A 15708-nucleotide genomic window follows, 5' to 3' on the forward strand; every position below is an offset into this window, starting at 1 on the left:
TTATTGGCTATTTAAGCTATTTGAAAATGATCACTAAGTTAGTGAGTTTGCTATGACAATAAGAGGCGGTCAACACCTTGCATATTATGGATAAAGCTATGGCTAAATATATTCTCCCGACAATTTTGACTGTGGTTTCAATGTCGCTGTTAAGTGGTTGTGTTACCCAAAGTTTTGAAAATAATCAGCCCATAGTAAGAAACAAAGCTAATCGAGATGAAATGGCGGCAACTCGTGTTTCTTTAGGCTTAGGTTACCTAAGAATGGGCAACATGTCTCAAGCTAAGTTCAATTTAGACAAAGCGAAAAGATTCTCTCCAGACTTAGTACAAGTACATACTGCCTTCGCTCACTACTATGAAACAGTAGGTGAAAGTAAGCTCGCCATTGCGTCCTTCGAACAAGCTTTAGCTATCAAAGCCGACAGTGCAGACACTCTAAATAACTATGGGGTGTTTTTATGTCGACAAGGTAAAGTTGAGGCTGCTGAAGTTCAGTTTTTAAAAGCGATTGCTGTGCCGAGTTACATATTGGTATCACAAAGTTATGAAAATCTTGCCTCCTGTTATTTACAAATTAATGACTTTGAAAAAGCTGAAATGTATTTTCATAAAGCTATATTCCATAGCCCAAATAGAACAAAAAGCTTGTTACAAATGGTACGGTTGCAATATGCCATGGCAAATTACCAAGAAGCTAAGCGATTTTTACAAAAATTTGAACGTCATACCCAGCGATTTACGGCTGACTCACTTGCACTCGCTTATAAATTATATAGGCAGTTAGGTCAGCGGCGTACCGCAAGTAATTACGCGAATATGCTAGTGAAAATGTATCCGCAATCGTGGGAGAGTAAGCAATATCTACTCAATAACTTAAACTTTATTGAAGCGGATGATTTAGCGAGAAGGTATCAAGTTAGCCAGAAAGGAAAATATCCTCAGTTATTCCCCGCTAGCAATAAACGTGTAGTAAAACTTTCGCCTAGAAAAGTAGGCGACTCGCCATATACCACCAGTGTTAAAACAACTAGTTTAACTAAAAATAGTAAGGCCCTAGTAGAGGTGGCGCAAGTACCTACAAGGTTAATGACTGCTACGACTGCTGGTACATCCGCATTGACTATGATGCCAGCCACACTTGGCTCAGGAAGTGCTTTGCTTTCTGCTACAGTAGTGGCAACGGTAGCAGCGGCTAGCACGCAGGTCAGTCAAACTAGCGTAGCCAACCCTGAGGAAATGACAGCTATAGCAGCAGCAGCCCCTGTAGTAACTACCAGCACAGTAGTCGAACAATCGCTATTTAATACCATTGAACCGACTTCAACTCAGCCTATAGCGGCTACACGTGATGTGCCTTTACCGGAAGAGTTACCTCAACAACTTGCCGCCGAGGTTATAACGTCAGCATTGATAACGCCTGAACCAGCAATAGCTAAAGAAGCAAGGTATGTCGTGGCTCCGATGATCTCAGTCGATGCTAAAGATGCTTTGCACACAGTGATGTCAGGTGAAAATCTTTACAATATATCGATGAAATATAACGTTAAGCTAAAAGCATTACGAAAGTGGAATAATATCTCTGAAAAAAATAAAATCCATGCAGGTGATAAGCTCTATGTGGTTGACCCTATAACAGTGAAAAATATTAATGATTAATGATGTAACCCCTACTGGAAAACCAGATAAAGAACAAGGTGATATTACCGAACAAGTCACCGATCAAATTCGCGACAAAATCACCGAGCTAAGTGAAGACATGGAAATGGTGAGCCCGGGAGCTATGTTGCGCGACGCTCGAAAAGCGTTATCACTCTCACAAGAATATATCACCAGTAAGCTGAACTTTAAGGTAGCTCTGGTTAACGATATGGAACACGATATTTTTGACCCTTTAATACCGGTTACTTTCACTCGAGGTTACCTGGTTAATTATGCTAAATTAGTCGCCGTTGACGTAGATGATGTCTTGGCCAGTTATGATGCACTTGATGCTGCTAATATTCAACGTAGTGAAATGTTGAGCTTTTCTAATGAAACCACGAAGCAAGCTGAGCATAGTCGTGTTATGTGGTTAAGCTATCTTATCGTGGCTGTATTAGTCGGTTTGACCATTTTATGGTGGCAGCAAGATAGTGACCAGCAAGCGGCTGGTGCTGTCAATGTTAGCGCAAAGTCTTTAGCCGTTAACCTGGAAAATACGAGCGAAGAGCGAGAAAGTGCAGGGATTGTGCTTAACCCTTTAAGTGAACGACCCACTTTAGTTAATAGCCAAGTTCAAGCCATGGCCAAGAACAACAAAACTGAACTAGTGTCGCACCCTGAGAGTGAGCCTGTTATTGTTAAAGATACTCAGCTTTCATCTGCAGTAATAGCAATAAGTGAGGTGTCACCATCCCAGGAGCCAGAGATAAGTACTGCAGTGTTTACTTTTATTGGTGATTGCTGGGTAAATATTTTTGATGCTACCGGTGAGCGAATTGCTTGGGGTGTTAAAAAGTCAGGTTATGTGATGACTATTGAAGGTAAGGCGCCACTGCGTATTACCGTCGGTAAACCTGAGTTAACCAGTATTGTCTTTAATGGCCAGCCCGTAGACATGTCTGCGTTTGCTGTTGGAAATATTGCTAAATTTAATTTACCCATCATCGCTGAATAGCTACTGTTGAATAGTTATTAATACTTACTTTTGAGTTTAGTTACTACCCTTTATATAAAGAAAAATTATGTTTAAAGAATCTCCAATTATACGTCGTGTCTCTCGCCAAATTATGGTCGGTAATGTACCGGTTGGCGGCGGTGCCCCTATTACTGTGCAATCAATGACCAATACCTTGACCACAGATGTTGACGCGACCGTGGCGCAAATAAATGCGCTGGAAGCGGTTGGTGCCGATATAGTACGGGTAAGTGTACCAACAATGGATGCTGCTGAAGCGTTTCGTGCCATTAAAAAGCAAGTGAATGTGCCTTTAGTCGCTGATATTCACTTTGATTACCGTATCGCGCTAAAAGTTGCTGAGTACGGCGCTGACTGTTTACGTATCAATCCAGGTAATATTGGTCGGATTGATAGAGTACGCAGTGTGGTTGAGTGTGCTCGAGATAACAATATCCCCATTCGCATTGGCGTTAATGGCGGCTCCTTAGAGAAAGATATTCAAGAAAAGTATACTGAACCAACAGCTGAAGCTTTGTTAGAATCGGCTATGCGTCATGTCGATATTCTCGATAAATTAAATTTTCATGAATTTAAAGTCAGTGTTAAAGCGTCTGATGTCTTCCTTGCAGTTGAGTCTTATAAGTTACTGGCCAAACAAATTGATAACCCATTACACTTGGGCATCACAGAAGCTGGTGGCTTACGTTCTGGTTCGGTAAAATCGTCCGTTGGTTTGGGCATATTATTGGCACAAGGCATTGGTGATACTATACGTATCTCTCTTGCCGCCGATCCGATTGAAGAAATTAAAGTGGGCTTTGATATTTTAAAGTCGTTGAAATTACGCAGTCGTGGTATTAACTTGATTGCTTGCCCAAGTTGTTCTCGGCAAGAGTTTGATGTGGTGGCAACGGTCAATGCTTTAGAGCAGCGTATTGAAGATATTATGACGCCGATGGATGTCTCTATCATTGGCTGTATTGTTAATGGTCCGGGGGAAGCTATGGTGTCAGACTTAGGCTTAACTGGCAGTAGTAAAAAAAGTGGCTTTTATTTAGATGGCATACGTCAAAAAGAGCGCTTTGATAATAATAACCTTGTTGATCAACTGGAGCAGCGTATCCGTGCCAAAGCACACGCGATAAATGAACGCGAAGATGAAAAGAATAAAATCGACTTTAAGTCAGTCGATTAACTGCCGATAATAACCCGTGATTTTACGCGAAGCTAAAGGCTAAACACTAGATTATTTAGCCTTTATTCGCATTAGTTTATTAGCGCTCTGTTATTAGGTATACTGCGCGCTGCGCAATTTAACACAGCACATAACCTATCCATTATTAATTTAAGCTAATGCTAAAGATTTCGCCTTAAATGGTCAGTCTTTAAGATTATAAAATTAAAAGAAAGAGAGACCCCTCAGTGGCTAAACAAAAGGCTCTACAAGCAATTCGTGGCATGAATGATTGCCTCCCAAGTGAAACTCCTATTTGGCAAATGGTTGAAGCGGTACTGCGCCGCGTTGCCAGTAATTATGGTTTTGCTGAAATTCGCATGCCAATTGTTGAGTCAACTGCATTATTTAAACGTGGTATTGGTGAAGTCACCGATATAGTTGAAAAAGAAATGTACACCTTTGATGATCTTAACGGTGATAGCTTAACGCTACGCCCAGAAGGCACGGCGAGTTGTGTCCGTGCGGGTGTTCAACATGGCTTATTGTATAACCAAGAGCAACGCCTTTGGTATATGGGGCCAATGTTTCGCCATGAAAGACCACAAAAAGGTCGCTATCGCCAATTTCATCAATTTGGCCTGGAAGCCTTTGGTATAGCGACTGCTGATATAGATGCTGAAATTATTATACTGACCGCGCGTATATGGAAGGAACTTGGCATCAATGAGTTTGTCACACTAGAGTTGAACTCGTTAGGTTCAAACGATGAACGAGCAAATTACCGTGTGGCATTGATTGCTTATTTAGTTGAACATGAGCATTTACTTGATGAAGACTCTAAACGTCGTATGCACACCAATCCGTTAAGAGTATTAGACAGTAAAAACCCACAAGTTCAACAAGCACTTGCTAATGCGCCTAAGCTATCCGATCATTTTGGTGAAGAAACGCAAGCGCATTTTACTAGCCTTTGTGCTCGTTTAGATGCAGCTGGTATTAATTATGTATTAAATGAGCGTCTAGTACGTGGTTTAGATTATTATAATCGCACCGTATTTGAATGGATTACTACAACTTTAGGCGCCCAAGGTACTATTTGTGCGGGTGGCCGCTATGATGGTTTAGTTGAACAACTTGGTGGTAAAGCAACGCCAGCTTTTGGTTTTGCCTTAGGTATTGAACGCATAATTTTAATGCTCACAGAGTTAGATAAAGTCACCAATACTCGCCCGCAAGTTGATGCTTATGTGGTGATCTTAGGTGATGACGCGCAAGTGATAGCAAACAAATTAGCGGAACAATGGCGTGATCAAGTACCTGATATTAGATTGCAGTGTCACTGTGGTGGTGGCAATATGAAAAAACAATTAAAACGTGCCGATAAGTCCGGCGCACAAATCGCGTTAATATTGGGTGATGATGAAATTGCTCAACAGAAAATTATGGTGAAATACCTACGCGGTCAAAAAGAACAGCAAAGCGTGGAATTTAACCAAATTTCGAGCTTGTTAACTGAATTAATTTAAGGGCGTTAAGCCAGGGTGAAGTAGTGGAAATTTATCAAACGGAAGAACAACAAGTCGAAGCCATTAAAGGTTACTGGCAAAAAAATGGTAATACTATTGTGGCTGGTATTGCCTTAGGTTTTGCTGGTTTTGTCGGTTTTAACTTTTATCTAGATGATAAACTTGAGCAAGAGCTAGCCGTATCTGATAGTTATCAAACGCTTATGGAGCAAAGCGGTAAAGACTTTGCAGCTTTTACTGCGAATGGTGAAAAATTTATCAGTGAACATGGTAACAATAGCTATGTATCTTTAACGGCATTGGCGCTAGCAAAAGAGTCAGCTTCACATAAAGATTGGACTCAAGTTGAAAAACAACTAACCATTGCGATAGAGTCAGCGCCAACGGATGGTATTAAAGCAATTGCCAGTTTACGCTTAGCACGAGTTCAAGTGCAACTTGAGCAATATTCGCAAGCCTTTACTACTTTAAATAACAACTTACCGGTATCATTTACCGCAGCTATTGAAGAAATCAAAGGTGATGCGTATTTACAACAAGGTAAAAAAGACCTTGCTCGTAATGCCTATCAAGCGGCACTTGCGGCTAACGGTATAGCGACCAGCCCCAATTTACAAATTAAATTAGATGATTTAGCCCAAGTAACTACTTTACCAACGACTAAACTAGTCGTTGCAGAATTGGTAGCTACTGAGTCTGAAGGTAAGTAACTTATCCCGTTATTTGCACAATCATTTATTTTAGTTAAAAGGCAGACTATGCGTTATTTTGATAGTAAATTTTTTAAGGGCCTGAGTGTTAAAAAAGCACTGGCCATTGTCTTGTTGTCGGCAAGTTTATTTGCTTGTTCTTCAAATGATGATGAAGACCCTAGTACCAAGGTGGCAGAACTCTCAGCATTAGATAATGCTTTTGATGTCGAAGTATTATGGGAACGTAGCGTTGGTGATGGTGTTGATGATTATTTTTCTCGGATAAAACCTATTGTTGCTTATAACAAAGTCTATAGCGCAAGTCGTATGGGTGACGTTATTGCCTTTGATAAAGACAGTGGTAAAAAAGTTTGGCAAGTTGACTTAAGTGACATTAATAACGAACGCAGTTTCTGGGATAGCCGAGTTTCGGCTTTAGTTGCTGGTGGTCCGACAGCTGGGCTTAACAAAATATTTTTGGGTACTGAAAACGGTGAAGTTTTCGCCCTAGATGCAGAAACGGGTGCCTTGGTTTGGCAAGCAAAAATACGGGGTGAAGTGCTCACTCCGCCAGCCTTAGATTCAGGTATCTTAGTGGTGAACTCAGCTTCAGGCTTAATTAAAGCTTTTAACGCCAATACGGGGGAAGAGCTGTGGAAAGTTGAGCAAGATGTTCCCGCACTTACACTGCGCGGTATTAGCACGCCGGTAATCGCCTCTGGTGGTGTCTTGATTGGCTCAGGCAAGGGTGAACTTTCCGTTTACATACTTGAGAAAGGCCAAGCAGGCTGGACTACAGAAGTTGGTGAAGCGACCGGTTCCACTGAATTACAGCGAGTTATTGATGTTGACTCAGCGCCGGTTGTTTTTGGTGACAAAATTTATGTTATCTCTGCTCGTGGCAACCTTGTTGCTATTGAATTAAAATCAGGGCGCATTTTATGGAAACGCCAATATTCATCATATAGACAAATTGCTGTTTATCGTAATGACATTTTTATTACTAATACTAGTGGTCACGTTTATGCCCTTAACCGTATTAATGGCATTGAACGCTGGAGTAATGTGGAGTTAACAAACCGTAGTGTTACGGGGCCAGCTGTGGTGGATAAATACATTGTTGTTGGTGATTTTGAAGGTTACTTACATTGGCTTGATCAAGAAACCGGTGAAATTGTTTCTCGCCATAAAGTTGATGGCAGTGGTATACATTCAACACCAACAGTGGTTGATGATATCTTGTATAGCCAATCTCGTGATGGAGACTTACAAGCTATCATTACACCAATAATTGTCAGTGCGGCGCAATAAGTCGCACTTTTTAGCGGCTTTATTTTCGAACCTAGCCGCTAAAATGAATACCAATTAAATTAGTTTTGTTTTCACTCAGTGAGAATAAAACTATTTGATTTGGTATACTAACGGCTCCTATGCTAAGTGCATCAGGAGCCGTTACTTGTTTTTAGCAGTATCATTTTTAGTCATATCATTTTAAGCTAAGTAAGCTAAGACAGTTACTTATTATTAGTGGTATTTAGTTTTTATTTGTTTGCAAACCATGCATTACTCGCTTGTATGGTGAATTTTTGAGGTGCTCATGCTTCCTGTAGTTGCTCTTGTTGGCCGTCCTAATGTCGGAAAATCAACGTTATTTAACCGTTTAACCCGTAGTCGTGATGCACTTGTCGCTGATTACCCAGGTCTTACTCGCGATCGCCAATATGGCAAAGCTGTAGTAGAAGAACATCCATTTATTGTTATTGATACCGGTGGTATCAATGGTGATGAAAAAGGCATTGATGTTCTTATGGCCGAGCAGTCATTGGTGGCAATTGAAGAAGCCGATGCGGTACTCTTTTTGGTCGATGCTCGAGAAGGCTTAACCGCTGCAGATCACGGTATTGCCGAATACCTGCGTAAGCAAGATAAAAAAGTATTCTTAGTGGCCAATAAAATCGATGGCATTGATGGTGATTCAGCCGTAGCCGAATTTTACGCTTTAGGTTTAGGTGAACATGTTTACCAAATTGCTGCAGCACACGGTCGTGGAGTTACGCAACTATTAACACTGGCACTAACACCTCATATTGAAGCCCTAGCGAACCCAGTTCAGCCTAAAGTAGAAGGTGAAGAGGATGATGAGTTTGCTGTAGAAGAAGAGGTAGAGCTAACTGCAGAACAACTGGCTAAAAAGCTTGAAGATGAGCCAAAAGAAAATGACAAAATAAAACTAGCTATTATTGGTCGCCCTAATGTGGGTAAATCAACCCTTATTAACCGTATTTTGGGTGAAGAGCGTGTTGTTGTTTTTGATATGCCCGGCACTACTCGTGACAGCGTTTATATTCCCATGGAACATAACGGTCGAGAGTACACCTTAATTGATACAGCCGGTATTCGACGTCGTAAAAACGTTACCGATGTAGTAGAAAAATATTCTGTCATTAAAACCTTACGTGCCATTGAAGACGCTAATGTTTGCTTACTTCTCATTGATGCTCAAGATGGCATTAGCGATCAAGATTTAAGCTTATTAGGTTTTATTCTCGAAGCAGGGCGCTCATTAGTTTTAGTCGTTAATAAATGGGATGGTTTGGCAGAGCATCAAAAAAATCGTATTAAAACTGAGTTAGACCGACGTTTAGGCTTTATTGATTTTGCCCGTATACACTTTATCTCAGCATTGCATGGCACAGGTGTTGGTCACTTATATGAGTCAGTGGAAGAAGCGTTTGTTTCAGCAACTAAGCGTATCTCTACCGCTATGGTTACTAAAATACTCGATATGGCGACTTTTGATCACCAACCCCCAATGCACCAAGGCCGTCGAATTAAACTTAAATATGCCCATGCGGGTGGTTATAACCCACCTATCATTATCATTCATGGTAACTTGGCGAAGAAATTACCCATGTCTTATAAACGTTATTTAATGAATTACTATCGTAAGTCGTTAAAAATGATGGGCACCCCGATTAGAGTTCAGTTTAAAGATACCTTGAATCCCTTTGCCGGTAAGAAAAAGTTAACCTATACCCAGCAGAAGAAAATTGCTCGATTAACACAAGGTTATAAAAAAGACTAGTCTTTGCTAACCGTTATCATTGCAACGGACACAAAAGTGTCTGTTGCAATTTTTGTCTGATTTAATTAAGGTAATAGCTACACTTCACACTTAATTTTATTGAAAATATGGCTGGAAAAGTAATTCTAACCGATGCAACTAAACCCTCTGCTCGTCACTTAGCTTTTTTAAAAGCGGGTGCAGCTATCACTATTGATATAGCAACCCCTGCTGGTCAAAAAAGAAAGTTCCATACTTTTTATATTGGTTACTCGCCTAAAAAATATGTACTCATTGAATTTCCTGATGCAAGCAAGCTAGGCGCATTTTCTCAATATATTTGTCAAGGTACAGTGATCACCGTGCGTGGTCTTATTGAAGGTCGCGATGGTGCTGCGGTTGCTTTTATTAGTATTATTAGACAAACTTTGCAAATTCCCTCACGTATTATGGTGTTAGACATCCCTAATAAGGTCACCTTACAACAATTACGTTCCTCTGTGCGTATCGATACTCATATTCACGCGAAAGTAAAAATAGATGGTGTTTACTGGCAAACGACCATGACCAACATATCAGTTGATGGTGGTCAGCTAGATATTATTAATGGCGAAAAGTTGCTGTTGGCCGAAGATAAAATAATCGAGATTGTCGTGGTAATGGGCGAAGGGGAAAGTAACCTTAAACTCAACGCCACTATTTGCAATATTAAACAACAAATTGATGGTGTATCTTTTGGTGTTAAATTCAACCAAGTGAGTAAACAACAAGTCATTGAATTACTTTATCAAGGGCTAGCACAGGATAACTAATTTAGCTTGTCCTTAACTTATCCAAAGTTCAGGTTAACTTACAAAGCTTAGATTACCCTAGCATTAATATGACCATCGCTTAACTGCACGCTTATTTCGTCACCCTTACTCACCTGAGCAACCTTAGTAATAACAGCATTGTTTTTATTGCGCGTGACGCTGTAGCCTCTTGCTATCGTCGCTAGCGGGCTAACAAGTTGTAATTGCTCAAGCAAATGCACAAAGCGTTCACTTTTATGCTGTAAAGTGTTTTGCATAGCTTGGCTAATTCTCTGCTTATTTAGGCGGACTTGTTGTTGCTGTAATAGAATTACCTTTGCTGGAGATTGCTGTAATAATCGTTGGCTAAGTTGCGCCGGTTTACCTTGTAGCTGGACCATATTACGCTTCATCACTTGCTTTAAACGTAACGCTAATTCATCGGCTTTTTGTTGCTGTAATTGTAACTGTTGCTCGGGGTGTACTTGCGATAACCTGTGCTGTAAATAACTTTTTTCATTGCCTAAATGCGCTAGTGTCCCTTGTAGGGCTTTAATTAACCGCTGTTTAAGCATAACTACATGGTTAAGCAACTCATTACTATCGCTTGATACTAACTCAGCGGCAGCAGAGGGGGTGGCGGCTCGTAAATCAGCAACATAGTCACTTAGCGTGGTATCAATTTCATGGCCGACGGCGCTAATTACCGGCAGAGCACTTTGATAAATGGCCCGCACGACACTTTCTTCATTAAAGGGCCATAAATCTTCTAAAGAGCCACCACCTCGACCAACAATGAGGACATCACATTCTTGGCGGCTATTGGCCGTCTCAATGGCATGACAAATGTCGGTTTGCGCATATTCTCCTTGCACTAATGCTGGGTAGATAATCGCTTTGATATTGGGATTACGACGTTTGAGTACCGTTAAAATATCTTTCACCGCTGCGCCAGTTGGCGAGGTGATAATGCCAACACAATTGATATGTGCAGGTATTTCTTTTTTATGGCTTAAGTCAAATAAACCTTGGGCGTTCAGTTTGTTTTTTAATTGTTCAAACTGCTGACGCAAGATACCAGTACCGGCATCTTCCATATGTTCGATAATTAACTGGAAGTCTCCGCGCGGCTCATATAAAGATACTTTAGCGCGCACTAAAACTTGTTGGCCATTCTTAGGTGTGGCACCATTACTTAATCGAACTCGTCGATTACTGCCCTTAAACATGGCACATTTTACTTGTGACTTGGCGTCTTTCAATGATAAATACCAATGACCTGAGCTGGCGGCGATAAAGTTAGATACTTCACCGGTTAACCACACCGTATTTAGTTCACTTTCCAGTATAAAGCGTACTTTTTTAGTTAATTCGCTGATTTGTAAAATATGCTGTTGGCTCATAAGGCAGAGGTAATAGTAGTGTTTTAGGCGGATAGCTAATGAGTATATCAAGTCTAATAAAATAATATCGAACTCATCATTGCAAAGGTAGCAGCCATATTTATCCAAGTAGTTATACTTTCAAATAAATTTTATATTTTTGCTAGTTATGTTAGAAAAGTTGACACATCTGTCAATTATTAGCTAAGAGGCTAATAATTCAAATTATATTCTTCTAAAAGATATATTCCGGTACTTTTTTTTAGATGTTTTATGGTGAGTTGATAAAAGTTTAAAAAAATAGGTTTACCTAAAACAAGAAAACGGTTAAAATTCTGCCGCAATATTCACTCCCTAACCAACCTTTTTAGAGAGATGTTGCGATGCTAAGAATTGCCCAAGAAGCTTTAACTTTTGATGATGTGTTACTTATACCTGCCCATTCAAAAGTACTCCCACACACGGCTGATTTAAAAACTAAATTAACCCGTAAAATTAATTTAAACATACCGATGATTTCTGCGTCTATGGACACAGTGACAGAAGCGCGTTTAGCGATCACGTTAGCGCAAGAAGGTGGTTTAGGTTTTATTCATAAAAACATGACCATTGCCGAACAAGCGCAAAATGTTTCTCAAGTGAAGAAGTATGAAAGTGGCATAGTCTCAGAGCCAGTAACAGTAAATAGCAACTTTACTATTGAACAAGTCATGCACAAAGTCGATGACTTAGGTTTCTCCGGTTTCCCGGTTGTTGATGATGACAACAACTTAGTTGGTATCATCACCAGCCGTGATTTACGTTTTGAAACGGATTTAAGCAAACCGGTATCGTCACTAATGACAGTAAAAGAAAAGTTAGTGACAGTAAAAGAAGGCGCAGCACGCGAACAGATTCTAGGTTTAATGCACAGTAACCGTATTGAGAAAATCTTAGTGGTTGATGATGCTTTTAAGTTAGTGGGTCTTATTACCGCAAAAGATTACCAAAAAGCCGAAGATAAGCCAGACGCTTGTAAAGATGAATTTGGTCGTTTACGTGTTGGTGCTGCTGTTGGTGTTGGTGCCGGTACCGATGAACGTATTGATGCCTTAGTTGCTGCCGGTGTAGATGTGTTATTAATTGATACGTCACACGGTCACTCTCAAGGTGTATTAGATAGAGTTAAAGAAACACGTAATAAATATCCTGATTTGCAAATTATTGCCGGTAATGTTGCCACCGCATCGGGTGCAAAAGCTATGGCTGATGCCGGTGTTGATGCCGTTAAAGTAGGTATTGGCCCAGGATCAATTTGTACCACGCGTATTGTTACGGGTGTTGGTGTCCCACAGTTAACGGCCATTTCAAATGCTGTTGAAGGCTTGAAAGGTACCGGTATTCCAGTGATTGCTGACGGTGGTATTCGTTTTTCCGGTGATATTGCTAAAGCCTTAGTTGCTGGTGCACATTGTGTCATGGTCGGCAGCATGTTTGCAGGCTCGGAAGAAGCTCCTGGTGAAGTTGAACTTTATCAAGGTCGTTACTATAAATCATATCGCGGAATGGGCTCTTTAGGCGCAATGGCGCAAAAAGATGGCTCAAGCGATAGATATTTCCAAAAATCTGATGGTGAAGCTGATAAATTAGTGCCAGAAGGTATTGAAGGTCGAGTGGCTTATAAAGGTCCAGTGGCAGCTATAATTCATCAGCAAATGGGTGGTTTACGTTCATCCATGGGCTTAACTGGCTGCAAAGATATTGAAACCATGCGTACCAAACCTGAGTTTATGAAAATTACCTCTGCAGGTATGGGTGAGTCTCACGTACATGATGTAACCATCACCAAAGAAGCTCCTAATTACCGTACAGGTTAGTCGAATAGCTTATTTCTGTGCTAGTTAATCACAATAGCCGCAGCAGAAGTACTCACTGACTAGCGTCAGCTCCGTGCTTCTTCTTTGCTCTAGTGCTAACTAGCTTTGAACTAAACTATTCTTGGTCTCTTAATTACAATTAAGAAGATAACAAATTCAAATAGGCTGAGCTCGAATCTCACAAGAGAAAGCTCAGCCTTTTTACTTAATATACACCGCTCTAAATGAACGAGCGTTAACAGTAGGAAAACAACCATGAGTAAAAACATTCATGATCACCGAATACTAATATTAGATTTTGGCTCTCAATACACTCAGCTTATTGCCCGTCGCGTCCGTGAAATTGGCGTTTTTTGTGAGCTTTGGGCTTGGGATGTAACCGAAGAGCAAATTAAAGGCTTTAACCCAACTGGCATTATCCTTGCTGGTGGCCCAGAGTCGGTAACGGAAGCTAACTCGCCACGTGCACCTGAATATGTATTTAATGCGGGTGTGCCAGTTTTAGGTATTTGTTACGGCATGCAAACCATGGCTGAGCAACTTGGTGGTGGTGTTGAAAGCTCTGACCATAAAGAATTTGGTTATGCTGCGGTTGAGCTCGTTACTCAGTCTGCGTTATTCAACAAAGTTGAAGATAGCGTGGGTGATAACGGTAATGCCTTACTCGATGTTTGGATGAGCCACGGCGATAAGGTCTCAAGTCTTCCAGACGGTTTTGTTACGGTTGCAAAAACGGCAAGTTGTGCTTATGGCGCAATGGCCAATGAGAATAAAAAATTCTACGGTGTGCAATTCCATCCAGAAGTTACTCATACTAAACAAGGTTTACGTATTTTAGAAAACTTTGTTGTTGATATTTGTCAGTGTGAAAAATTATGGACCTCAGCGTCAATCATTGATGATGCTATTGCTAAAATGAAAGCGCAAGTGGGTGATGACGAAGTTATCTTAGGCCTCTCAGGTGGTGTTGATTCATCGGTTGTGGCCATGTTATTACAACGTGCCATTGGCGATAAATTGACTTGTGTGTTTGTTGATAACGGTTTACTTCGTTTAGACGAAGGTCAGCAAGTCATGGATATGTTTGGTGATCATTTCGGCTTGAAAATTGTGCATGTTAAGGCTGAAGACAGGTTCTTAGATCGTTTAGCCGGAGAAAGTGATCCAGAGAAAAAACGTAAGATCATTGGTAATGTTTTTGTTGAAGTTTTTGAAGAAGAATCTAAAAAGCTTAACAACGCCAAATGGTTAGCACAAGGCACTATTTACCCAGATGTTATTGAATCAGCGGCTTCTGCTACCGGTAAAGCCCATGTCATTAAGTCTCATCATAACGTCGGTGGTTTACCTGAGCATATGGAAATGGGTTTAGTTGAACCATTACGTGAATTATTTAAAGATGAGGTACGTAAAATAGGTTTAGAGCTAGGTTTGCCGTATGACATGCTTTACCGTCACCCGTTCCCTGGACCTGGTTTAGGTGTGCGTATTTTAGGTGCAGTGAAAAAAGAATATTGTGACATATTACGTCGCGCCGATGCTATCTTCATTGAAGAATTACACAAGCACGACTTATACAAAAAAGTAAGCCAAGCATTTACCGTATTCTTACCAGTACGTTCAGTTGGCGTCATGGGCGATCAACGTAAATATGATTGGGTAGTAAGTTTACGTTGTGTAGAAACTATCGACTTTATGACCGCTCGTTGGTCACATTTACCCTATGATTTCCTCGGTTTGGTTTCAAATCGTATTATCAACGAAGTTGATGGCATATCTCGCGTAGTTTACGACATATCGGGTAAGCCACCTGCCACCATCGAATGGGAGTGAAAATAGCACTCTTTTTTGCTAGTTCACCTAACTTCAGCGTTGGTTGTACTCACTGACATGCGTCAGCTCCGTGCAACCGCCTTGAATTAAGGCAAACTATCTGCAAATAGCGCTATTTTACCTGCAATATATCTATTTATGTAAAACCCCATTGTTGAAAAACACTGGGGTTTTATTTTTGATTTATTTTAGTAAATTGCTGCTACATCAGGTATGAGAAAATTTTAAGTTTTGTTGAGGTGATAAAAGTAAGCTTCATAATCAGGGATGATTATGTAGAGCGCCCATGGATGGGTTTACCCCGCAATACTTGAAATTAACCTATTAATAAAAACTTTGGAAAAGACACCATGATTGAAAGACTAGAAACAAAGCAACGCATGAGTAGAATCGTTAAACATAACGGTACTATTTATTTGTGTGGGCAAGTGGCGGCCGATGCCAGTAAAGACATTACCGAACAAACACAAACCATGCTGGATAAGGTTGATGCTTTGTTAATACAAGCAGGTAGTGACCGAGAGCACATCTTATCAGCGACTATTTATGTTAAAGACATGAGTTATTTTGCTGATATGAATGCGGTATGGGATGCTTGGCTGCCAGCAGGGCATGCACCAGCACGCGCTTGTGTTGCTGCTAAAATGGCTAGAGCAGCCTTACTAGTAGAAATTTCAGTGGTTGCTGCTGAAATATAAGGTTACGGGCTGTTAATTGTTCGTGCCA

12 protein-coding genes are annotated in these 15708 nt (G+C 40.6%); 11 read left to right on the forward strand and 1 reads right to left on the reverse strand.

What is annotated here, in order from left to right:
* Positions 1–98 precede the first annotated feature (98 nt).
* From pilW to MTCD1_RS01520, 8 genes are all read left to right on the forward strand, one after another.
* Positions 99–1658: a type IV pilus biogenesis/stability protein PilW gene (pilW, locus tag MTCD1_RS01485; RefSeq protein WP_082606588.1), complete on the forward strand. Its 1560-nt coding sequence runs from the start codon at positions 99–101 to the stop codon at positions 1656–1658.
* On the forward strand, positions 1651–2658 hold the full coding sequence (locus MTCD1_RS01490; RefSeq protein ID WP_057182200.1) for a RodZ domain-containing protein: 1008 nt from the start codon (positions 1651–1653) through the stop codon (positions 2656–2658). The genes pilW and MTCD1_RS01490 overlap by 8 nt, the downstream gene beginning before the upstream one ends.
* A gap of 67 nt (positions 2659–2725) precedes the next feature.
* Complete coding sequence (ispG, locus tag MTCD1_RS01495) at positions 2726–3856, forward strand: flavodoxin-dependent (E)-4-hydroxy-3-methylbut-2-enyl-diphosphate synthase (protein WP_057182197.1); 1131 nt, start codon at positions 2726–2728, stop codon at positions 3854–3856.
* Between the two features lie 227 nt (positions 3857–4083).
* Entirely contained in the window at positions 4084–5364 is a 1281-nt protein-coding gene (gene hisS, locus MTCD1_RS01500) for a histidine--tRNA ligase (RefSeq protein ID WP_057182195.1), read from the forward strand.
* A gap of 23 nt (positions 5365–5387) precedes the next feature.
* Positions 5388–6074, forward strand: coding sequence for a YfgM family protein (locus MTCD1_RS01505; RefSeq protein WP_057182192.1), 687 nt, complete (start codon positions 5388–5390; stop codon positions 6072–6074).
* Positions 6075–6122: 48 nt separating this feature from the next.
* Positions 6123–7367, forward strand: coding sequence for an outer membrane protein assembly factor BamB (bamB, locus tag MTCD1_RS01510; protein WP_057182189.1), 1245 nt, complete (start codon positions 6123–6125; stop codon positions 7365–7367).
* Positions 7368–7653: 286 nt separating this feature from the next.
* Positions 7654–9141 (forward strand): ribosome biogenesis GTPase Der, encoded by a 1488-nt coding sequence (gene der / locus MTCD1_RS01515; RefSeq protein ID WP_057182186.1) that lies wholly within the window; start codon positions 7654–7656, stop codon positions 9139–9141.
* A gap of 107 nt (positions 9142–9248) precedes the next feature.
* Entirely contained in the window at positions 9249–9932 is a 684-nt protein-coding gene (locus tag MTCD1_RS01520; protein WP_057182184.1) for a PilZ domain-containing protein, read from the forward strand.
* 47 nt (positions 9933–9979) lie between these two features.
* On the opposite strand, the gene xseA is transcribed toward MTCD1_RS01520, so the two are convergent.
* A complete protein-coding gene (gene xseA, locus MTCD1_RS01525; protein ID WP_057182182.1) occupies positions 9980–11314 on the reverse strand; it encodes an exodeoxyribonuclease VII large subunit in 1335 nt (444 codons plus the stop codon).
* A 362-nt stretch (positions 11315–11676) separates the two neighbouring features.
* Between xseA and guaB the strand changes: the two genes are divergently transcribed.
* The 3 genes from guaB (at position 11677) to MTCD1_RS01540 (ending at position 15680) form a co-directional block, all read left to right on the forward strand.
* Positions 11677–13149 (forward strand): IMP dehydrogenase, encoded by a 1473-nt coding sequence (guaB, locus tag MTCD1_RS01530; protein WP_057182179.1) that lies wholly within the window; start codon positions 11677–11679, stop codon positions 13147–13149.
* Between the two features lie 255 nt (positions 13150–13404).
* Complete coding sequence (gene guaA, locus MTCD1_RS01535) at positions 13405–14982, forward strand: glutamine-hydrolyzing GMP synthase (protein WP_057182176.1); 1578 nt, start codon at positions 13405–13407, stop codon at positions 14980–14982.
* 350 nt (positions 14983–15332) lie between these two features.
* Positions 15333–15680 (forward strand): RidA family protein, encoded by a 348-nt coding sequence (locus tag MTCD1_RS01540; protein WP_057182173.1) that lies wholly within the window; start codon positions 15333–15335, stop codon positions 15678–15680.
* The last annotated feature ends 28 nt before the right edge of the window (positions 15681–15708 follow it).

Origin of the sequence: Colwellia marinimaniae (assembly GCF_002207865.1) — a bacterium.
GTDB classification, from domain to species: Bacteria; Pseudomonadota; Gammaproteobacteria; order Enterobacterales; family Alteromonadaceae; genus Colwellia; species Colwellia marinimaniae.

Coding starts and splice junctions, on each gene's coding strand:
- pilW (WP_082606588.1), top strand. CDS start 99: ATGGCTAAATATATTCTCCCGACAATTTTGACTGTGGTTTCAATGTCG.
- MTCD1_RS01490 (WP_057182200.1), top strand. CDS start 1,651: ATGATTAATGATGTAACCCCTACTGGAAAACCAGATAAAGAACAAGGT.
- ispG (WP_057182197.1), top strand. CDS start 2,726: ATGTTTAAAGAATCTCCAATTATACGTCGTGTCTCTCGCCAAATTATG.
- bamB (WP_057182189.1), top strand. CDS start 6,123: ATGCGTTATTTTGATAGTAAATTTTTTAAGGGCCTGAGTGTTAAAAAA.
- der (WP_057182186.1), top strand. CDS start 7,654: ATGCTTCCTGTAGTTGCTCTTGTTGGCCGTCCTAATGTCGGAAAATCA.
- MTCD1_RS01520 (WP_057182184.1), top strand. CDS start 9,249: ATGGCTGGAAAAGTAATTCTAACCGATGCAACTAAACCCTCTGCTCGT.
- xseA (WP_057182182.1), bottom strand. CDS start 11,314: ATGAGCCAACAGCATATTTTACAAATCAGCGAATTAACTAAAAAAGTA.
- guaB (WP_057182179.1), top strand. CDS start 11,677: ATGCTAAGAATTGCCCAAGAAGCTTTAACTTTTGATGATGTGTTACTT.
- guaA (WP_057182176.1), top strand. CDS start 13,405: ATGAGTAAAAACATTCATGATCACCGAATACTAATATTAGATTTTGGC.
- MTCD1_RS01540 (WP_057182173.1), top strand. CDS start 15,333: ATGATTGAAAGACTAGAAACAAAGCAACGCATGAGTAGAATCGTTAAA.